Here is a 19,424-nt window from a genome sequence, read left to right as displayed (position 1 = left end):
AGAATGCAATGTTATTTCATCCAATGGACATTCTCATCTTTTTAGCATTCGGACTGTCACTTTGGGCACAATTTAAAGTAAAAGGTACATTTAATCAATGGACGGAAGTCCGTGCTAATTCGTCTCTTACTGGAGCTGAGGTAGCACGAAAGATTTTAGATTCCAATGGTTTATATCATGTTCCCGTTGAACTAGTGCCTGGTACATTGACAGATCATTATGATCCATTGTCACGCACTGTTCGATTGTCTGAACCTGTTTATTATGGACGTTCTATCGCGGCTATATCAGTAGCTGCCCATGAGGTTGGCCATGCAATCCAGCATCAACAGTCATACGGCGCATTAGTTTTGCGGCATCGTATGTTTCCAGTGGTGAATTTTTCTTCTGGAATTGCTCCATTTCTATTGTTAGGCGGGTTTTTGTTGCATCAAGCTTCACTCATTGGGCTTGGCATTATTCTCTTTTCAGCAGCCGTGGCATTCCAAGTAATTACGTTACCGGTAGAATTTAATGCGAGTTCTCGCGCCAAAAAGCTTCTTCTTGCTGAAGGATTTATTCTCAATGATGAAGTACGGGGAGTGAATAAAGTTTTAAATGCTGCTGCATTAACCTATGTAGCTGCGGCATTAATTTCTGTGTTAGAGTTAATCAAGTTTGTTATGATTTTCTTCCAAGGGAATAATGAAGAAGAGTAACGTAATAAATTAAAGGTATAGCCAAATTAACAGGAGGTGGATTCTCTAGCTGTTTGCATACAGCTAGAGAGCTTAATTGGAGATAGTTAATTTACTGATGGTTGGTGTTTTAATTGCTTTAACGGCATTCTTTGTTGCATCCGAATTTGCCATTGTTAAAGTACGCAGTACACGCATTGATCAACTGATAGCTGAAGGAAATCGAAACGCTAGGGCTGCCAAAAGAGTCATCTCTAATTTGGATGAATATTTATCAGCTTGCCAGCTTGGTATCACCATTACCGCATTAGGGCTTGGTTGGCTTGGTGAACCAACGGTGGAGCATTTGCTTCACCCTGTATTTGAACGAATGAATTTAAATGAGTCTGTGGCGTCTTTCCTTTCTTTTGCGATTGCATTTGCAACGATTACCTTTTTGCATGTGGTCGTTGGAGAGCTGGCTCCGAAAACATTGGCAATTCAAAAAGCAGAAACCATTACACTGTTATGTTCAAGACCTTTAATCTTTTTCTACAAAATAATGTATCCGTTTATTTGGGCATTAAACGGCTCTGCTCGCGTCATTACCGGATTATTTGGGTTAAAACCAGCATCCGAACATGAAGTGGCCCATTCAGAGGAAGAATTGCGCTTGATTTTATCTGAAAGTTATAAAAGTGGAGAAATTAATCAGTCGGAATATAAATACGTAAACAATATTTTTGAGTTTGACAATCGGATTGCCAAAGAAATCATGGTACCGCGTACAGAAATTGTCGCACTAGATAAAAACCGTTCCATTGCGGAACATTTTGAAACGATAAAGCAAGAAAAATATACGCGCTATCCTGTTATAGACGGAGATAAAGACCATATCGTTGGTATGGTAAACATAAAAGAAATATTAACGGATTGTATTCAAAATCCAAAGGCCACTGAAAAGAAGTTAGATGATTATATCCGCCCAATCATACAAGTAATCGAATCCATCCCTATTCATGACTTGCTCGTCAAAATGCAGCGTGAACGAGTTCATATGGCGATTTTAGTAGATGAATACGGCGGAACGGCTGGACTTGTAACAGTTGAGGATATATTAGAGGAAATTGTCGGTGAGATTCAAGATGAGTTTGATATTGACGAAGTTCCGATGATTCGCAAAGTGAATGAACATACCACCATTGTTGATGGAAAAGTATTGATTGAAGATATAAATGACTTGCTTGGAACGGATATCGATGATACGGATGTTGATACGATTGGTGGTTGGATTTTAACAGAAAAATTTGATATTCAACAAGGCGACACTCTTTCCTACGGCGATTATGAATTTAAGGTATTAAAAATGGAAGGGCGCCATGTCCAATTGGTCGAAATCACGAAACGTGCAAAAAACCTTCACTTACCGTACAGGAAGCAATAACAAAATAGCAGTTAAGAAATGAAAGAAAGGATGTCCCAAAAGTGACTGCTTTTGGGACACCCTTTCTAATTCTAATACTCTAATATGGATAGATGCCCATATAACAATTGCCTAACAGACCGCTGATGTGTATCTTATTATCACACGTTAATAGTGCTTACTCTAACTAATCGTGTTTTTGGGTTTTTTGTTCTTCGTCGTCAATAATCCCATTTGTAGCCTTCTTAAATTCGCGCAGTGTTTTTCCAGCGGCCTTTCCAAGCTCAGGCAATTTTTTCGGCCCGAAAATTAAAAGCGCAAAGAAAACAATGAGTGCAATTTCGCCAAAACCAATGTTCATGTCACTCGCTCCCTGCGTTTGCTTTATCATCCATTTTCTCCGTCATTGTATCACACACGAACGAAGGAGACCATTGATGTTAGTCTAAAGAGTCAGTCAAGACTTTGTGGAGAACATTTTTTCGGTTCACTACGGGTGTTGTCAATCACTAGTTAGCGAACCATTTTCAGGAATTGATATCGTAAGCGCTTTCGGACTCTCATCCCTCATCTTGAAGTGATGATATTGTATTCCATTTTTTTACACCCAACCAAAATCCCGAAGCGCCGACAACGCTTGATGGATCGGCGTCCCGGATGACCGCTGCAGACACGGTAGATTCTGACGCACCACATCTGCCCATAACCGTCCGGCCTTCCGTTTGGCCTGTTCGATCCGCTTGGACTTTGTTGAGGCCGAGACGGCCGACTGGGGCTCTTGCTCCTCCCACCGTCCCTTTCTCCACCCGATCCCGTCGATTCGGGCTGCCGTCGCTCTCAGAAACGCCCGAAGCCCTTGGTCTTTCCAGCTGCGGCGGGATTTCACCCGATGCGCAAACCGGCTCATCACGCTCTCGGCGTGGCCCATCGGACGCATGCCGGTCGTCTCCACCCCTTGCTCCGACAGCCACTCCCGATAGTCCCGGATGCATCCCGGCATCGACTCGATCCGGCGAATCAAGGCGGCCAGCTGTTGTTCTTTGCCTTCGTCCTCCAACGTGCCGACCGCGCTGTTCAGCTCGACCAAAAGTCCTTCTTCGTCTTGTTTCGCCAGCTTCTTCCGCACCTCCCGCCAACGCGGATGGCCGGACAGACACTGACGCAGCTCCCGCGCCACATGAAATCGATCCAGCTGAAAGCACGCCCGCTTCCCAAAATACTCCCGGCAGGCCGTGATCCACGACGCCGCGTCGCCGTTGATGATCAAAAGGTCCCGGCACGGGTCATAGGCATATTCGTTCATCAGCCACTCTTCAAACCGTTCCCACACGTCTCCCGCCCCTTCATGGAGGTAGTGGCGCCGGTTCACGAGCTCGAGCTGCGAACCGTTTCGTTTCCATCCCTCGTGAACCGCCAGGATTTTCTCTTCTTTCGCCCGTTTCCCTTTCCCCTGGCGGGAAATGAACAGCCCATCCGCCTCCACAAACAGCACTCGGCCGTGCCGTTGGGAAACAGGGTGGTGCAGCGAGACAGGGGCCTCCAGCACCAGTTGGCGAATCGCCTCGTGGCTTAGGACCGCATACCCCACGATCGACTCCAACGTACGGGCTGCTTTGCGGTAGGAAGAGCACTCTACGGCCAACTCGACCGCCGTTTCCTCGAGGCAAGGGCTGATCGACTGCGCTCCATCAAAGCCCAGTTCGGCATCCAGCAAGAAGGTATACGCCCCCGCCTGCCGATCATAGTAGTAGTTCCGTCGAAACGTCACTTCTCCAAACAGCGTTTGGATCGTGGTCGGCCGTTTGTCTTTCAGCTGATACCGGCGCTTGTCCCGCGCTTCCGCCAGTTGTTGATCAATCTCCTCCAAAAGGGCCGCCAACAAGACAGCGAACACCTTTTGAAGAGTTCTGACTAATTGTTCCTCCAGCTCTTTTAATAAAGGCCATTCTGTGGTAAGATGTTTCATGGACTCTCTCCCTCCTGTTTTATGGATGTTGGTCATCACCATCATAGCAGGGAGAGAGTCCTTTTTGCATGACATTTGCTTTTTTCTACCGCGCTTCGCTTGGTGGCCCCGACGAGCGTCGCGAACAAAAGTTCGCAACCCTCGTCGGGGAATCATTCCTGAATGTCACCCACAAATATTTTACTCACACTTCGCATTGGGGTTGGCATTGCATTTCTCGAAGCCGGTTCTGAAGCATCTCGTTCATATCGTCGATGCCTTGACCACCAAGGGATTCTCGGGAACGCTGACGGATCTCCATCACTGGAGTTTTCATCCCAATCATCGAACAACGCTCAGCCATTTTTTCACGAAAAGCCCTTGGGATGAAGAGACGTTGCTTCGCAAACTCCAGCAATGGATCCTTCATCGCATCAAGCGAATCGCCAAACGGGAGAATCAACCCCTTTTTGTTTCGATTGATGATACCATTTGCCAAAAAACGAAGCCTTCGTCACGGGCTGCACACGCCATTCAAGGGTGTGGTTGGCATTTCTCTCACAAAGATCATCAATCGGTCTGGGGGCATTCGCTCGTTTGGCTGATGGTGCACACCTTCACGCAGGCGTTCCCATTTGCGTTCCGCCTGTATGACAAGAAGGCGGGAAGGAGCAAAATCGACCTGGCGATCGAGATGCTTTCCTCACTCAAGGTGGAACCGGATCGGCCGGTGTATGTGCTCATGGATTCGTGGTACCCGTCCAAAAAGCTCATCGAAGCCTGCTTGAGCAAGGGATTTCATGTCATCGCGATGCTCAAGACGAACCGGATTCTTTATCCGAAAGGCATTGCGATCCAAGCGAAGCAGTTCGCCCGCTATATCGAGCCCCAAGACACCCGCCTCGTCACGGTGGGGAAGGAGCGTTACCGCGTGTATCGCTATGAGGGGGCGATCCATGGCCTCGATGACGCGGTGGTGCTGCTGGCTTGGAAGGCGGATCAGCCGATGACACCGGAACATCTCCATTGCGTCTTGAGCACCGACCGGGAGCTAGGCGATGAAGACATCTTGCGTTACTATGCCCAGCGTTGGACAATCGAATGCTTTTTCCGACAGGCGAAAGATCAACTGAAGCTGGATGGATACCGCGTCCGCCACATTCGGGCGGTGAAACGGTATTGGGCGGTGGTGCTCTTGGCCTGCGTGTACAGCATAGCGGAATCCCAGCAAGACCTCTCCACCGGATTGGAGCTTCTTCGATCGCGGAAAGGCCACAGCGTCGTCGAGTTCATTTATAACGCCGCGAAGCAAGAGATTCCCATTGATGTGATCAAAAAACAGCTCCATGTCGCCTAAGGGGTTCCCTGTTTGTCTCTCTAACCATGGAAATTATTGTAATGAAAAATGCTCATCTACAGTAGGTAAATGGTTTCCCTCGACAAAAAAATGTTCCCGTTGTGGAAACGAAAAAGAAATGTCATTGTCCGAACGTGTATATAAATGTATTTGTGGCTTAGTATTAGACCGTGTGTTTTTTGCAAGCAAAAAGTGCAGAGAATTGCAAGAAAAAATACATAGGCTTGCCGGCTCAATGAATTTACCTTTCAACCGAGCGAGAAGGGAGCGACTGAACGGCAGAAAGCGCGTGCCGCAAGCGGTAGCTCTCTCCCGTAAACGCGAGAATGTGGGCGTGATGGACCAAACGATCCACCAGCGCTGCCGTCAGGCGGTTGTCCCCAAACACTCGATTCCACTGTCCAAACTCTAAATTCGATGTCACGATGACACTTTTTCGTTCATAACAATCGGCAATGATGTGAAACAGCAGTTCCGATCCCTGCTTTTGAAAAGGTACATAGCCGAGTTCGTCCAAAATCAACAGCTCGCATGTGTCGATTTGCCGTTTGAGCCGTCCGAGGGTGCCGTCTTTTAACGCCTCTTCGAGCTGGGCGACAAGATCGGCGACACGGAAAAACCGAACTTCATGGCCCCGTTCACACGCTTTTAATCCTAATGCGGTGGCGAGATGGGTTTTTCCTGTTCCCGGCGAACCTAAAAGCAGGACGTTCTGTTTTTGCTCCAAAAAGCGAAGGTCGCAAAGTTCTTCCTTCGAGGTCGTGGTCGGCCAATGAATCTGATCCGACCATTCATAATCTTTGAGCCATTTCAACTCCCGGAACTTCGCCTTCTTGATCAATCGAGCCTGTTTTGCTTTCTGACGGAACGACAGCTCCAACGCCAACACATCACGCAAAAACTGTTCCTTGGTCTCGTAGGCCACCTCCTCGAATCGATCCGCGATGTACGCCAAATGCAGGGCTTTACAAATCTCTTTTACATCCATCTTCATGCCCGGCTTCCCCCTTCCCTTGACGGACAAAGACGTTGATCATACACATGTAAATCGGTTTCATAGTCGACGAAAACGGAAGGGGTATAGGCTTCTTCCCATTTCGCGGGATACTCCGAACGCTTCGCCTCCATCAACACCCCGATCTCATGGGGCGTCAAATCCCACCGTTGATACTTGTCAAGCCACTGGGCGATCTCATAGACGGTGTACCGCTCCAGCAGCTTCTGCACTCCTCGAATGCGTGATGCCGTCTGTTTCGGTTGTTCCATGAAGTATTTCCTAATGGCCTCCGGCAAGTAAACTCGAAACCGCGAATACTCCACCACCCGGGGCTTTTGCGCCCATTCCGCCAAAATGTCCTTCCAAGGGAGCTCCCGTTGCTTTTTCGTGTACGGCCTTGGCGCTTCCAGGTACACCTCCCCTTCCTGGGACAAAACCATGAAACAATCCCATTCCTTTTTGACAAGGACACGGTTGGGAACCGGGATCCCATGAACCACAAACGCCTCCCCATCCACCGTTACTTCCCCGTATTTATTGACATTAGCGTGGTGGAAGGAGAAGATCGGGAGATCTCTCTCCGGCAGGACAAGCAACTCCTTTTGTTCTTCCTGCCATAATTCCTCAATGGTTCTCCCTTTTTCATAGTGGGGGCGGGCTCGATCTTCGATCATCTTGCGATGCAGCCACTCCGCCAGTTCTTCATCCCCCTCGATCAACGGAGCAGGGACAAAGCAGTGTTGACGAGTATAGTAAACTTTCCGTTCGACATTCCCTTTTTCGTGTCCGCTATACGGATTGCACGCCTGTACGTCAAACCCATAATGAAGCCGGAATCGCTCAAATGCTTCAGTATATTGACGTTCGCCTCCTTTTCGAATCGAAACCACCGCCGCCGCCAAATTGTCGATGCGCAGTTTTCTCGGGACGCCTCCGGCTTGGCGAAACAGCTGAGTGAGCCCGTAAAGAAAACATTCGCTGTTTTCCGCCGGCAATGGATACGCATACGCGGCGTTGCTGTACGGAAAGCTCAAAATCAGAATTGATCGGTCTTCCTCTTTTCCTTCCTTCGTCACAACGGACATGGTGCCGAAATCCACCTGCGCTTCCCCCGGAGGGTGTTCCAGCCTCTCGTAACGCCGTTCCTTCTCCAGCTTAAGCTGAGGTCTTCGTTTTTGAACGTAGGCGCAAACCGTTCGATAAGACCCTTTAAAGCCATGTTCCTGCTTTAATTGTTCGTACATCTTCTTGCTTGTCCGCTGTTGTTTTCTTGGCAGTTTGGCGTCCTCCTCCAGCCAGTCATCAATGATTTGACCGTATCCTTCTTCCTCCATCATTCCCCGTTTTCTCTTTATTTTTTGTCTGACCGAAATGTCTCCATCCGCATATTTCTTGACTGTTCTCCAGTTAAATCCCGTCCTGCGGACAATTTCGGAAAGCGATAACCCTTTCTTTTCACGCAAATGTTTGATATGATGAATTTCAGGCATTGCTAGCATCCTTTCTTTACCTCCACTGTTTTGTTCTTCACAACCTTAACAGTAGAGGGAATTTTAGGAGCTGGCAAGCCTTTTTTTATGCCATGAAGCTCTGCACTTTTTTGTTGCAGAACTCTGTACTTTCATTTTGCACTAAACAACCGTGATTATAATTCAGCAATTAATATCAAAAAAGAAGGATTGCGCTTGTTAGAATTAGCATGAAAATACAAACTCCTGGAACAGGAGGGTTAGCTCGGTCGATTTTCTGTCATGAGACAGGATTACCCGAGAAGCCCCCACTTCAAGCAACCCGAAAGGGTGGTAAGTGGAGGGTAGTTCACATCAATCACTCCAAAAATCACACCAAGTCACCAAAAACACCAAAAATAACGAATGACAACAGAAATAAAAAATCCCTTGAAGCCTTGTGGCTCAAGGGATTTCACTTGATGATTCCGACTGGGCTCGAACCAGCGACCTCCACCCTGTCAAGGTGGCGCTCTCCCAGCTGAGCTACGGAATCATATTTTGTTGTCCGCTATCGAACACATTTTTAATTATATAGACGAGCATACACGTTGTCAACAACTTTTTTTTAAAAAATCGCTGTTCATGGTGAAAAAAGGGGAAGACGCCTTCCCCCTAAAGAAACAGCCCGTGTCGGAACGGTTCGAGCAGGAGCGGGGTGTAGTGGCGGCGGGCGGCTTCGTATTGCTCAATGATGCGGCTACGCTGCTTCTCAGCGCGGGCCACCGTTTTGACCAATTCGGTATCAAGCTGCGGGCTGGCGGTGGAAATGACGTACTGTTCGAGGCTGAGGGAGGCGGCGAAATCGAAGACTTTCAACCGGTAGCCGAGCATGACGGCCGGAACGCGGGCGGCCAGGGACAATAGGTTGGCGTGGAGTTTAAAGTTGACGGTGGCTGTCAATGGGCGGAGCCGTTCGATGAGCTGCTGTTCGTTGTATAACGTGCGGTCGAAGGTGACGCGCTCCGGGCAGTTGATTTTCTTGTACAGCCGCTCGCAGGCAGGGCGATCATTTGGCCAAACGATGTACAAGTAAATCCGATAGCCGGCGTCAATCCACGTTTTGGCCGCGCGGGCGAGGGCGTCTTCGACGAGCGTTTCATTTTGTCCGAATAAACGGTTGTATGTCGTCCCCCAGTTGATGCCGATCGTTTTTTCTGTCCTTGGCTGCTCGGCAGGCATGGCAGGCGACAGAAGCAGCCCGGGGTCGCCGATGACGCGGACGTTTGGCGAACGGGCGCCTAACGCATCTAAGACCGCTTCGCTGAGCGGGCCGCGGATGCCGGCGAAGGCGGCTGAAGCGAGGACGGTGCGGAACAGCTCGGCGTCGTTGGCGGAAAAATGACGGTCAAGCGCTGGCCTGGCGCCTGCGCGCAAGGCGTCCGTTTCCGCTTGGCCGATCCAGTCGATGCCGCTTCCCCATATCCATATTTGTTTTCCCGCTTCATGCGCTTGGCGCAAAACGGCCATATAGCCCGGAAGCAAGAGCGAGCCGCCGCCAAGCACAACGGCATCGTACGGAGCGGTGTCTTTCCAATTGACCTTGGGCGTTGACGGAATGATCCGAACGTCCGGAGCGTATTGGCGGGCTGAGGCGGCGAAGACGTTCCATAACAGTTCATCGCCGATGTTTTGAAATCCGAGCCAGCCGATGTACAGCACCTTTTTCATCGTTTCGTTTCCCCTTTCAACAATGATTCATACACGTTCAGCACTTGATCGACGCACGTTTGAATATGGAACTGGCGCATGACCCACTCCCGTCCGGCCTGGCCGAGTTGTTCGCGATATAGTGGGGATTGCAGGAGCCGTTTTATATCTTGAGAAAGGATGTAGCGGCTGCAGCCTTGGCGTGAGCCGTGGTCGCCGAAGTAGCATTCCCACGCGTCATCATACGAGTTCGGCTCGACGAGGCCGAAGTAGCCGTGATTGCCGGCGGCGAGCACCGGCTTGCCGCACGCCATGGCTTCTAAGGCGACTCGCCCGGTGCCGACGACGAGATCGGCGAGCGAGTAATATAGCGCCATGTCGCTTTGTTCGCCGACGAGGTGGATAAACGTCTCGCGGCACGTTTGGTGGATGAGATGGACCAAGTTCTCGACGTCCGAAAAGCGCGGCCCGTCTCCGACAACGACGGCATGCACGTTTGGAAACAGCCGTTTTATATCTTTGCACGCTTTTAAAAGCATAAAGCAAATGCTTGCCTTTGCCCAGGCGAGCCGGCTGCTGTAGACGATGACAAGGGCGTCATCCGGGATGCCGAGCGCCTGCCGTCCCTTGCGGCCGAGCGGGGCGAACTCGTTCGTGTCAATGCCGTTTGGAATGAGAAACCGCCTTGCCGCTAGCGGGCGAATATGCCGCTCGACGGGCGGGCTGACCGCGATGGCGGCTGACGCTAAGCGGAGCATCGTTTCCAATTCGGACGGCGGATAGTACGTGCCATGGGCGGTAAAGACAACCGGAATGCCACGGCGATGCGCTGCAAGGGCAGCGAGGATGCCGGATGGGGTTTGGTGAGCGTGAACGATCGAGATGTTTTCCTTCTGAATCACCGCTTCAAGCTGCTCGACGAGCCGTTCTTTCCGTTGCTCGTCTATGTCGATCGCCGCTGGAAAATCGATAGGATAAAACGGACAGCCAACGGCCCTGAAACGGTGGACGAGCGCCCCGCTGCGGGCGGCGACGGCGATGTGAATGCCGCGGGCCGCCATTTCCTTCGCCAAACTTAAGGTGTGTGTTTCCGTTCCCCCGAAATCAAGGCCGTCTAGCACCATCAAGACGCGCATCATCAACCCCCTCCTTTCTGGTAAAACTGGCGTGAGCGCTGTTTCGGATGGCTGCGGTAATAGTAAAGGATCTCAGGCAAGTTGTCGATTTCGAGCTTCACGTTTAAAAACTTGACAATAAACTCGTAATCTTCCGCGCCGTGAATGCGTCTTGTCGGCCCGCCGAGCCGATCGAAGACTTCGCCGCGGAACATAATCGTTCCGTGGCAAATGCAATGTTTGCCTTCGGCGTATACACGGCGGATGTCGCGCCCGTACGCCAGCCAGTTGGCGGGCGTCTGACGCTCGAAATGACCGTCGGGAAAGGCGGCGTAGTTTGTGCCGACCAAAGCGATGTTTGGGTGCTGGCGCAAAAAGGAAAGTTGTTTTTCCAACCGCTCGGGGTGAGAGATATCGTCGGCGTCATGGACGGCGATGTACTCGCCGGCGCTTAAAAAATAGCCGACCGTTAACGCCCCGGCAAAGCCGGTGTTGCGGGGCAGCTTGCTATACACGATCGGGAAAAACGGTGAACGTTGTTTCATCCATTGTTTTACCGTTTCTTCGCTTCGGTCCTCGGAACCGTCATCAACAATAATCGCCTCAAACTGTTGGTATGTTTGCTTGGCGAGTCCGTCGAGGCAGTCTTGAATGTAGCGGGAAGCGTTGTAGCATGGAATGACGACGCTGATGAAGTCATGTTTTCGCTTTGGCGTCATCATCAATCACCTCACCTACTATATATCGAGTTTTCTTCTTAACGGTGAGAGACGATCGTTGATTTTCTCGAAAAACAGTAGAATGTTCCTTGTCTCTCTATCTTTTTTCCTGTTTATCCCCCCGTCCTTCCTAACAAAATTCGACCGTTTTCCCCATTCCTGCGGCAAAAAAAAATCGTTCTTTTTTCCGCGGATACGCACCCGTGTCGAATGGAAGAGCGATGCATATACGTAGTTAACGAACCGGAATCAGAGAAAGGAGGAAAACAGATTGGGCCATAAACATTTACGCCAGGCGGCGAAAGAGTTGAAAAAAATTCGCAAATGGCTCGAAAAACTAGATCTCGATGATTCGGCTGTCGAACAGATTACTTCGTTGTTAGAAGACATTGCTGATCACGGGGGCGATGCGGAACGGATTTTGCGCAGAATGCTTGAGGAGGAGCGAGAGCAGCGCGCCATCTTAGAAGATGAGCGCGAGTTGTTGCAGGCGATTTTGGCTGCGCTGCGCACCGGCGCACCACCGGTGGGGGATATTCGCGATGAGCTTGAAGACTTGATCGGTGAAACGGTAGAAATTACGGTTAATTTCGGACCGGTGGCCGGCACTGTCATCGCCGTCCGAAACGATTATGTTGTGCTCGAAGATGCGCTTGGTCGCTTCGTCTATGTTCCGTTTGCCAGCATTCAAGCCGTCGCCCGTCTAGACTGAAAGGAGGGAGGAAACGATGGACTTTGCGGCCACATTGGAAGAGCAGCTCCGCCGCCTGATCGGCGAAACGATCCAAGTCGCGACCGATAACAACTTGCTTGAAGGACAATTGACCGATGTAGAGGACGGAACCATTGAGCTCTTGGCCGAGGCAGGCGGATATGAGCGGGAAACGCGAACCGTTCTGATCCCGCTTGCAGCTGTTAACTTTATTCGCGAACTGTAACAGCAAACGAGATAAGGTATGCATCCGCTGAAACGGTGCATACCTTATCGGGCGGTTGGAAAACGGCTTTGCCGCGACAGCATAGCCGTTTTTTGTTTTTCGCTTCTTTATCGCGCCGAAATCGACGGACGCTCATTGACAAACGACAGCGCCTGCTCAAAATCGGCGATCAAATCGTTGACATCCTCAAGCCCGACGCTCAGCCGCAGCAAGCCGTCGGTAATGCCGCGCTGAAGCCGCTCGTCTTTCGGCATGGCGGCGTGCGACATTTTCGCCGGGTACGACAAAATCGACTCGACGGCGCCAAGGCTGACGGCGAACACCGGCAGGCGGACGTGGCGGACGAACGTCCGGGCTGCTTCTTCATCCGCTAGGCGGAACGACAGCACAGCACCGAACCCCACCGCCTGATTGTGCTGGGTCGCATGGCCCGGGTGGTGCGCCAATCCTGGGTAGTACACTGCCTCCACCTTTGGATGGCCCGCCAAATAGGCGGCGATGGCGGCCGCTGATTCGGACGACTGTTTCAGCCGGACGTGGAGCGTTTTTATGCCGCGCAGCACGAGCCAGGCGTCTTGGACGCCGAGGACGGCGCCAAAGGCGTTTTGCAATTTGTACAGCTGTTTGCCGAGCTCCTCGTCTTTTACGACCGCCAGTCCGGCGACGACGTCGCTATGGCCGGCTAAAAACTTCGTCGCGCTGTGGAGGACAAGGTCAACGCCGAGATCTAACGGGCGCTGCAGCGCCGGGGTCATAAACGTGTTATCTAAAAACGTCAAACAGCCATGCGCTTTCGCCAGCTCGACGACAGCGCGAATGTCGGTCACTTTTAACAGCGGGTTGGACGGGGTTTCCATATAAATGACTTTCGTGTTCGGACGGATGTTTTCCGCCACCGCCTCGAGGTCGGTCATATCAACGAACGTATGCTCGATGCCGAAGCGGCTCAACACTTCGGTAATCATCCGGTATGTGCCGCCGTAGACGTCTTCCGTCACAAGCACATGGTCGCCTTTGGACAGGAGCAAAAAGGCCGTGGAGATGGCGGCCATGCCGGAGGCGAACGCGAACCCGCGCACGCCGCCTTCTAGTGCGGCAATCGTTTCCTCAAGCGCTTCGCGCGTCGGGTTGCCGGAGCGGCTGTAGTCGTATTTGCCAAACGAGTCGAAATCGAACTGATGGAACGTGGACGCGTGCTGGATCGGCACGCTCACCGCCCCAGTTGCGCGGTCGACTTTCCATTCGTTATGGAGCAGTTTCGTTGAAAACGACCATTCCCGTTCCATCGCTCACACCTCTTTCATGTTTTTGAACGCCTGCGCCAAGTCGGCGATTAAATCGTCGGCGTGTTCAATGCCGACCGAGAAGCGGAGTAGCCGGTTGCAGACGCCGTTTCGGATGCGGATGTCTTCTGGAATGTCAGCGTGCGTCTGTGTCGCCGGATACGTAATAAAGCTTTCAACCCCGCCTAAGCTTTCCGCGAACGTAATGAGGCGCAAGCTTTGCAAGAAGCCGTTCACCCATTTTTCATCAGAAATCCGGAACGACAACATCCCTCCTCTTCCCGGGTACAAGACGTCGGTGACATCTTCATGTTCGCGCAAAAAGGCGCTGATTTGTTTGGCGTTTTCTTCATGTTGGCGCATCCTTAGCGCCAACGTTTTCATCCCGCGGATCAGCAGCCAGGAATCAAACGGCGACAAAACAGCGCCGATGGCGTTATGGTACTCGGCCAAGCGTTGACAAAGTTCCTCGCCCTTGGCGACAACCAGACCAGCTAAGACGTCGTTATGGCCGCCTAAATATTTCGTCGCGCTATGAATGACAATATCAGCCCCTTGTTCGATCGGGCGTTGAAGCACCGGGGTGTAAAACGTGTTATCGACAATCAACAATAGCCCATGCTGTTTGGCCAGCTTGGCGACCGCCGAAATATCCGCCTCGTGCATCAACGGATTTGTCGGCGTCTCCAAAAAGATGGCTTTCGTTTTTTCCGTGATTTTCTCTTCCACGGCAGCGAGATCAGCAAAATCGACGTAATGAAAGCCGAGGCCGTATTTGCGCCAGCCGCGCTCAAACAGGCGGTACGTGCCGCCGTAAAGGTCGGCCGATACGAGAAACTCATCTCCGCTCTCAAACAAGGCGAGCACCGTCTGAATGGCGGCCATGCCGGAACTGAACGCATAGCCTTGGTCACCGCCTTCCAGCTTGGCGATCGCCTCTTCGACGATTTTGCGCGTTGGATTGCCGGTGCGGATGTAGTCAAACCCGGTTGACTGCCCAATGCCGGCGTGGCGGTAGGCAGTTGAAAAATAGACGGGCGGGTTGACCGTTCCTGTCGCCGTTTCGCTCCGGTTTCCCATTTGCGCTAACAACGTTTCCAGTTTCTCCATCTCATCTCTCTCCTTCTGCTGAAAAATTCCCTCGTGGTCAAACGGCCGACGGCCATGGCGCCCGAAGCGCTGCTGCCTGTCTCGGCAACCGAGCACCTCGGCTTTGGCCCGCCTCACATGTCGGCGAAGCGGCCGCCTAAACAAAGGAAAATAAAAAAAGTCTTCGAAGAAGAAGACTTTTCCATACCCATGGTCATGCTTCTTCTTATCTGCCGAATTGAGCGCTCAATTCGCTGGATTTAGCACCTGGCCGCCAAACGGCTGGTTGCTGAAGCTTCACAGGGCCAGTTCCCTCCGCTTCTCTCGATAAGAACAGGACGTGTATTCAATTTTGTTAATTTATAAAAAAATGTAACCCATTCCGGCCGTTTTGGCAAGTCCTTTTTTTGACGCTGGCAATGTTCGGCAAATTCACGAAAAATTCGAGCCCTTCATTAACATCTTTTCGCCAAAATATGTTACAATAACAGGTGAACTTACCGTTTTCATGGAGGATGGTCATGGCAGCCGCAACAGGAACGATGCGTGATTACGCGCTGTACAGCGGAGAACTTCAAGAGAAAATCGAACTGCTCGTCTATTTGCCAAGCAATTTTTCTCCGCTTCACAAATATTCTTTACTAATCGCTCAAGACGGCAAAGATTATTTTATGTACGGAAAAATGAAGCACGTCATCGAAACGCTAATGGAGGAAGGAACGATCGACCGGACGATCGTTGTCGGCATCCCGTATCGGAATGTGAACGACCGCTACGAGAAATATCACCCGGCGGGCCAAAAGCGCGAAGCGTACATTCGCTTTTTAGCCCATGAACTCGTTCCGTTTTTGGACGACGAGCTGCCGACCTACCAAATCGGCAAAGGCCGGGCGTTGATCGGCGATTCGCTCGGCGGAACGGTCTCGCTGTTAGCCGGTCTGTTGTATCCGCATACATTTGGAAACATCGCCATGCAGTCCCCTTATATCGATGACTCGGTGCTGGCGTGCATCCGCGCGTTCCGCGATCCGTCGCTTCTTTCGATTTACCATTCCGTCGGCACGGAAGAAACAGCCGTGAAAACAACGGACGGCCATGTACGCGACTTTATTACACCAAATCGAATGGCGCGGGACTTGTTTATGGAAAAACGGTTCACCTATACGTACCATGAGTTTGCTGGCGGCCATGCGTGGACGTATTGGCAGCCTGATGTGCCAAGGGCTGTATCTGCTATTTTGTCGCTGTAAACAATGGAAAACCAACCATCCAAGGAGGGAAATCGGGATGAAGTACGGCATTGTATTATTTCCGTCGAAGCGCATTCAAGATTTTGCCAACTCGTACCGGAAACGGTATGACAGCCATTACGCCCTCATCCCGCCGCATATTACGTTGAAATATCCGTTTGAAGCGGATGAGGGACAATTGAAAGAGATGACGAAGGAGCTGCGCCGCATCGCAGCGGAAACACCTCCAATTCCGATCAAAGTGACGAAATTCAGCTCGTTTTACCCGACAAGCAACATCATTTATTTGAAAGTGGAGCCAAATGACGTGCTTGATCGCCTTCATGAGCAGCTGCACAGCGGCTTGTTCACCGCAAAACCGGAATTTGTGTTCGTGCCGCACATTACGATCGGCCGCGATTTGCCGGGCGCGGAATATGCCGACGTCTACAGCCAGCTGAAGCTGCAAAACGTGCATTTTGAAGAGACGATCGACCGGTTCCATCTTCTGTACCAGCTCGAGAACGGATCATGGACCGTCTATGAAACCTTTGTCGTTGGAGGAGAGGAAACGGTATAACATGAACATCGCCATTGGAACAACAAACGACCGATCCTTATATGAGGACGCTTTGCACGTCCGCCGGCTCGTCTTTATCGAGGAGCAAAACGTGCCGGAAGAAGAAGAAATCGATGCGTTTGAGCAAGAATCATCCCATCTCGTCTTGTATGATGGCGAAAAACCGGTCGCGGCCGGCCGGCTTCGCTTCATCGATGAAGGGGTCGGCAAAATCGAACGCATTTGCGTGCTGCCGTCCTACCGCGGCTGCGGTGCCGGGCGGATGGTGATGGAAGCCATTGAGCGGCTTGCAAAAACAAAAGGGGCGAAAAAAGTGAAGCTGAACGCCCAAACCCACGCCGAACCGTTTTACAAAAAACTCGGCTATGAGGTGGTGTCCGGCGTGTTTATGGATGCCGGCATCCCCCACGTCACGATGGTGAAATCGCTCGAATAAGCCGAATAAAAGGGAGCTTGCGCGCGCAGCTCCCTTTGGCTTATTTTTTATTGTTCATCATATTGGCAATCGTATTAAAATCAATTTGTTTGCCGCTCTGGACGATCGTTTTGACGATTTGGTCTTCGAGTTCTTTCGGCACCTTCCGATTGGCGATTTGCGCGACCCGCTTCACCACTTGGCGCACCGTTTTTTCATCGTTGAAATTCGCATTTTGCAGCGAGTTGGCAAGCTCAAAAATGTCTTTCATATTGACGCCCGTTTTCTTTTCAATGTTTTTAAAAAATTGTTGATCCATCTTCCTGCCTCCTTCTCCCTGTATATCGTATGATTGTTCTGCAAGAAGGTGCATCATAAGGGAAAAGAAAAATACGAGCCGTTCGAGGCGCCGAAACGGCCCGTATCGGATTCGTTTTTCGTTAGCCGACAAATGCTGCGCCGACAATAATCAACAAGATGAACAAAACGACAATCAGCACAAAGCCACCGCCATAGCCAAATCCGCCATAGCCGTAGCCGTAGTGCGGAAATCCGTAGCCGCAGAAGCCCATTCTCGTGCACCTCCTTCTCCGTTTACTGTATCGTATTCATCACCTCAAGGCGGCGTATGGGCGCACGTGCCATTTTGTCAGCCAAATAGGCGAAACAGCTCAGCAAACTCTTTTTCTTTTTTTGTAAACCATTGCTCAACGTAATGTAAGTTGCCTTGTACGCTTTTTAAAAATCCATTGTTTAGTTTTTCGATTTCCTGCAGCTGTTTGTTGAAATCGTTCCCCCACTGTTCGAACAGACGAATGAATTGTTCATGTCCTTCTTTTCTTGAGGCAACCCATGCTTCAAGCGCCTTTTCCAGCTCTTTGCTCACACTTTCCCCCCCTTTCTTTCTGTTGTATGCAACACCGGTGTCCGAAGGTGAAGGCGTTGCCGTTCTTTTTTTGCCGCACCATATGGTAAAGTAAAGATGAACGACAATATGGAATGGAGGAAACACGCATGAAACCCATTGAAACGAATGACCAGTTTACAGCGGCCATCTCCGGCAGCAAGCCGGCTGTCGTCAAATTTTACACGACTTGGTGCCCTGACTGTGTGCGCTTGAACATGTTTATCGATGACATCATTCGCGATTACGGGCAATACGATTGGTTTGAGATCGACCGCGACCAATTTCCGGAGCTTGGCGAGAAATATCAAGTGCTCGGCATTCCGAGCTTGCTTGTGTTCCAAAACGGGGAAAAAATCGCTCATCTGCATAGCGCCAACGCGAAAACACCGGAAGAGGTGCGCGCGTTTTTGCAATTATTGCCCGTTTAATTCCCTTCTCCCGGCGGCATGGAAAAACAAGGCGCTGTAATCATTTTCGAACCATTGTTTTGGTGGAGAGGAAACAACAGGAAAAGGTGTCCCGGTATGTTGGGGGACACCTTTCCCGATCATCAGACGCTTAATATTCGATTTCGTCGTAATCTTGCGGCTGGGGCGTCACACGGCCGTTATCGAACATAAATTCAATCGAAATTTCTTCATCGGTCGTCCGCGTCCGTTCAGGGCGGCCGTCCGTTTTCAGCTGAATCTGAATTTCTTCATCCGTTGTTTTTGTCCGTTTCTTCTCCATGATCGGATCCTCCTCAACATTAGTTTCGCAATAGCGGCTCGACTTTTTGGATGAGTTCCGTCATTTTCGCCGCATTGGTTTCGTACAGCGCCTTCGCCTCTTCCGAATCGGTTTGCAACGCGTATAGCTCAAAGTCGGCTTGCACTTTCTTCATTGCAGCCAACAACAGCTTTTTCTCCTGCGGCTCGGCCACTTGAATTTTGTCATCGTACAAATCAATCGTCAGCTGTCCATATGAATCGACTTGGGCGAGGAAGACGTTTTCGACCGCTACTCCTTGCTTATCAAGCTGTTCTTTCAGCCAGCCGCGGCCAAGCCCCATCGTCGCAAGCGGCTCGTCCAAAATCATGCCATCCATAATGACGGTTTGCGGCTCTTTTTCCCGCGGCGGGTTCGGAAACATATCGCCAACCGTAAGCGGCTGCTTTTCCCGCTTCAACAAGACGTTCAGATCGCCATTCGGCTCAAGCAAGGCAAACTCGACATCCGCGACACGAAACACATCTTTTTTGCGCAACTGCTCAAGCAGCTCGTCAACTGTGTATTTCTCTCGCTTTAAGTTCTCCTCCAAAATTTTGCCGTTTTTGATCAAGACGGTCGAATTGCCCTCGACGAAATCGCGGAACTTTTTGTTGCGCAGCGAAATGCGGGCGGCCAGCACCGGGATGAGCGACCAAATTAAAATGCTTGTGACCCCTTCCTCGAGGGAAATCCCTAAATCGACAGACATTGTTCCGGCAATGTCACCGACCGTAATGCCAACAATATATTCGAAAAATGACAGCTTCGCCAATGGCTTCTTGCCGAGAATGCGAGTAATGATAAACAGTCCGATCAAAATACAAACGGAACGAATGGCGGCTTCTAACCATACAGGCATGGAT

General features: G+C 50.8%; 23 protein-coding genes, 1 tRNA gene, 1 pseudogene and 1 riboswitch. Of the genes and pseudogenes, 10 read left to right on the top strand and 15 right to left on the bottom strand.

Translation table 11 applies throughout. The features are described 5' to 3' along the window. Window positions 1-8 precede the first annotated feature (8 nt). A complete protein-coding gene (locus GS3922_RS06135; RefSeq protein WP_063165629.1) occupies window positions 9-698 on the top strand; it encodes a zinc metallopeptidase in 690 nt (229 codons plus the stop codon). 76 nt (window positions 699-774) lie between these two features. Beyond that, window positions 775-2,100 carry a hemolysin family protein gene (locus GS3922_RS06130; RefSeq protein ID WP_063165628.1) on the top strand — a complete coding sequence of 442 codons (1,326 nt, stop codon included), beginning with the start codon at window positions 775-777 and terminating at the stop codon, window positions 2,098-2,100. 166 nt (window positions 2,101-2,266) lie between these two features. Here the strand turns inward: GS3922_RS06130 and GS3922_RS06125 are convergent, their stop codons facing one another. Both GS3922_RS06125 and GS3922_RS06120 read right to left on the bottom strand, forming a co-directional pair. Continuing rightward, window positions 2,267-2,440, bottom strand: coding sequence for a twin-arginine translocase TatA/TatE family subunit (locus GS3922_RS06125; protein ID WP_063165627.1), 174 nt, complete (start codon window positions 2,438-2,440; stop codon window positions 2,267-2,269). 240 nt (window positions 2,441-2,680) lie between these two features. Beyond that, window positions 2,681-4,045 (bottom strand): ISLre2 family transposase, encoded by a 1,365-nt coding sequence (locus tag GS3922_RS06120; protein ID WP_063165626.1) that lies wholly within the window; start codon window positions 4,043-4,045, stop codon window positions 2,681-2,683. Between the two features lie 151 nt (window positions 4,046-4,196). Here GS3922_RS06120 and GS3922_RS06115 point away from each other — a divergent pair, with 151 nt between their 5' ends. Next, window positions 4,197-5,381 (top strand): IS701 family transposase, encoded by a 1,185-nt coding sequence (locus GS3922_RS06115; protein WP_063167324.1) that lies wholly within the window; start codon window positions 4,197-4,199, stop codon window positions 5,379-5,381. 61 nt (window positions 5,382-5,442) lie between these two features. Then, a pseudogene (locus tag GS3922_RS17140) lies at window positions 5,443-5,553 on the top strand (zinc ribbon domain-containing protein); the annotation flags it as partial. A 69-nt stretch (window positions 5,554-5,622) separates the two neighbouring features. Here the strand turns inward: GS3922_RS17140 and istB are convergent. From istB to GS3922_RS06085, 6 genes are all read right to left on the bottom strand, one after another. Beyond that, window positions 5,623-6,375, bottom strand: coding sequence for an IS21-like element helper ATPase IstB (gene istB / locus GS3922_RS06110; RefSeq protein WP_063164906.1), 753 nt, complete (start codon window positions 6,373-6,375; stop codon window positions 5,623-5,625). Then, window positions 6,372-7,877, bottom strand: a complete 1,506-nt coding sequence (gene istA, locus GS3922_RS06105) for an IS21 family transposase (protein ID WP_063164907.1) — start codon at window positions 7,875-7,877, stop codon at window positions 6,372-6,374. Before istA ends, istB begins: the two co-directional genes overlap by 4 nt. A 432-nt stretch (window positions 7,878-8,309) precedes the next feature. Continuing rightward, window positions 8,310-8,382 (bottom strand) — tRNA-Val (locus GS3922_RS06100). 119 nt (window positions 8,383-8,501) lie between these two features. After that, on the bottom strand, window positions 8,502-9,557 hold the full coding sequence (locus tag GS3922_RS06095; protein WP_063165625.1) for a polysaccharide pyruvyl transferase family protein: 1,056 nt from the start codon (window positions 9,555-9,557) through the stop codon (window positions 8,502-8,504). Then, on the bottom strand, window positions 9,554-10,675 hold the full coding sequence (locus GS3922_RS06090; RefSeq protein WP_063165624.1) for a glycosyltransferase family 4 protein: 1,122 nt from the start codon (window positions 10,673-10,675) through the stop codon (window positions 9,554-9,556). Before GS3922_RS06090 ends, GS3922_RS06095 begins: the two co-directional genes overlap by 4 nt. After that, complete coding sequence (locus GS3922_RS06085) at window positions 10,675-11,370, bottom strand: glycosyltransferase family 2 protein (RefSeq protein WP_413229270.1); 696 nt, start codon at window positions 11,368-11,370, stop codon at window positions 10,675-10,677. Before GS3922_RS06085 ends, GS3922_RS06090 begins: the two co-directional genes overlap by 1 nt. 271 nt (window positions 11,371-11,641) lie before the next feature. Between GS3922_RS06085 and GS3922_RS06080 the strand changes: the two genes are divergently transcribed. Beyond that, on the top strand, window positions 11,642-12,082 hold the full coding sequence (locus GS3922_RS06080; protein ID WP_063165622.1) for a hypothetical protein: 441 nt from the start codon (window positions 11,642-11,644) through the stop codon (window positions 12,080-12,082). Window positions 12,083-12,098: 16 nt separating this feature from the next. Next, window positions 12,099-12,308, top strand: a complete 210-nt coding sequence (locus GS3922_RS06075) for an LSm family protein (protein WP_063165621.1) — start codon at window positions 12,099-12,101, stop codon at window positions 12,306-12,308. A 107-nt stretch (window positions 12,309-12,415) separates the two neighbouring features. On the opposite strand, the gene metC is transcribed toward GS3922_RS06075, so the two are convergent. Continuing rightward, window positions 12,416-13,594, bottom strand: coding sequence for a cystathionine beta-lyase (gene metC, locus GS3922_RS06070; RefSeq protein WP_063165620.1), 1,179 nt, complete (start codon window positions 13,592-13,594; stop codon window positions 12,416-12,418). Between the two features lie 3 nt (window positions 13,595-13,597). Further along, a complete protein-coding gene (locus GS3922_RS06065; protein ID WP_063165619.1) occupies window positions 13,598-14,701 on the bottom strand; it encodes a methionine biosynthesis PLP-dependent protein in 1,104 nt (367 codons plus the stop codon). A gap of 202 nt (window positions 14,702-14,903) precedes the next feature. After that, a riboswitch (SAM riboswitch) is annotated at window positions 14,904-15,014 on the bottom strand. 187 nt (window positions 15,015-15,201) lie between these two features. Between GS3922_RS06065 and GS3922_RS06060 the strand changes: the two genes are divergently transcribed. From GS3922_RS06060 to GS3922_RS06050, 3 genes are read left to right on the top strand one after another with little or no spacing between them, the layout of a single operon-like run. Beyond that, the gene (locus GS3922_RS06060) at window positions 15,202-15,930 is read left to right on the top strand and encodes an alpha/beta hydrolase (protein WP_063165618.1); all 729 of its coding nucleotides are present in this window, start codon (window positions 15,202-15,204) and stop codon (window positions 15,928-15,930) included. 37 nt (window positions 15,931-15,967) lie between these two features. Beyond that, on the top strand, window positions 15,968-16,489 hold the full coding sequence (locus GS3922_RS06055) for a YjcG family protein (RefSeq protein ID WP_063165617.1): 522 nt from the start codon (window positions 15,968-15,970) through the stop codon (window positions 16,487-16,489). 1 nt (window position 16,490) lies between these two features. Beyond that, window positions 16,491-16,925, top strand: coding sequence for a GNAT family N-acetyltransferase (locus tag GS3922_RS06050; RefSeq protein WP_063165616.1), 435 nt, complete (start codon window positions 16,491-16,493; stop codon window positions 16,923-16,925). 40 nt (window positions 16,926-16,965) lie between these two features. Here the strand turns inward: GS3922_RS06050 and spoVIF are convergent, their stop codons facing one another. The 3 genes from spoVIF to GS3922_RS06040 form a co-directional block, all read right to left on the bottom strand. Then, on the bottom strand, window positions 16,966-17,223 hold the full coding sequence (gene spoVIF / locus GS3922_RS06045) for a sporulation-specific transcription regulator SpoVIF (RefSeq protein ID WP_063165615.1): 258 nt from the start codon (window positions 17,221-17,223) through the stop codon (window positions 16,966-16,968). A gap of 121 nt (window positions 17,224-17,344) precedes the next feature. After that, window positions 17,345-17,476: a YjcZ family sporulation protein gene (locus GS3922_RS17135; protein ID WP_082816535.1), complete on the bottom strand. Its 132-nt coding sequence runs from the start codon at window positions 17,474-17,476 to the stop codon at window positions 17,345-17,347. Between the two features lie 77 nt (window positions 17,477-17,553). Continuing rightward, a complete protein-coding gene (locus tag GS3922_RS06040; RefSeq protein ID WP_063165614.1) occupies window positions 17,554-17,790 on the bottom strand; it encodes a hypothetical protein in 237 nt (78 codons plus the stop codon). A gap of 128 nt (window positions 17,791-17,918) precedes the next feature. Here GS3922_RS06040 and GS3922_RS06035 point away from each other — a divergent pair, with 128 nt between their 5' ends. Continuing rightward, entirely contained in the window at window positions 17,919-18,239 is a 321-nt protein-coding gene (locus GS3922_RS06035) for a thioredoxin family protein (protein ID WP_063165613.1), read from the top strand. 130 nt (window positions 18,240-18,369) lie between these two features. Here the strand turns inward: GS3922_RS06035 and GS3922_RS17815 are convergent, their stop codons facing one another. Together GS3922_RS17815 and GS3922_RS06030 are read right to left on the bottom strand one after the other, a co-directional pair. Then, window positions 18,370-18,540: a hypothetical protein gene (locus GS3922_RS17815; RefSeq protein WP_168157876.1), complete on the bottom strand. Its 171-nt coding sequence runs from the start codon at window positions 18,538-18,540 to the stop codon at window positions 18,370-18,372. A 19-nt stretch (window positions 18,541-18,559) separates the two neighbouring features. Beyond that, window positions 18,560-19,420 (bottom strand): DUF421 domain-containing protein, encoded by an 861-nt coding sequence (locus GS3922_RS06030; RefSeq protein WP_063165612.1) that lies wholly within the window; start codon window positions 19,418-19,420, stop codon window positions 18,560-18,562. Window positions 19,421-19,424: the final 4 nt, after the last annotated feature.

It is taken from the genome of Geobacillus subterraneus (assembly GCF_001618685.1).
Lineage (GTDB): Bacteria > Bacillota > Bacilli > Bacillales > Anoxybacillaceae > Geobacillus > Geobacillus subterraneus.
Note: the sequence above shows the minus strand (reverse complement) of the source record. Positions and strands in the feature narration are given on the sequence as shown.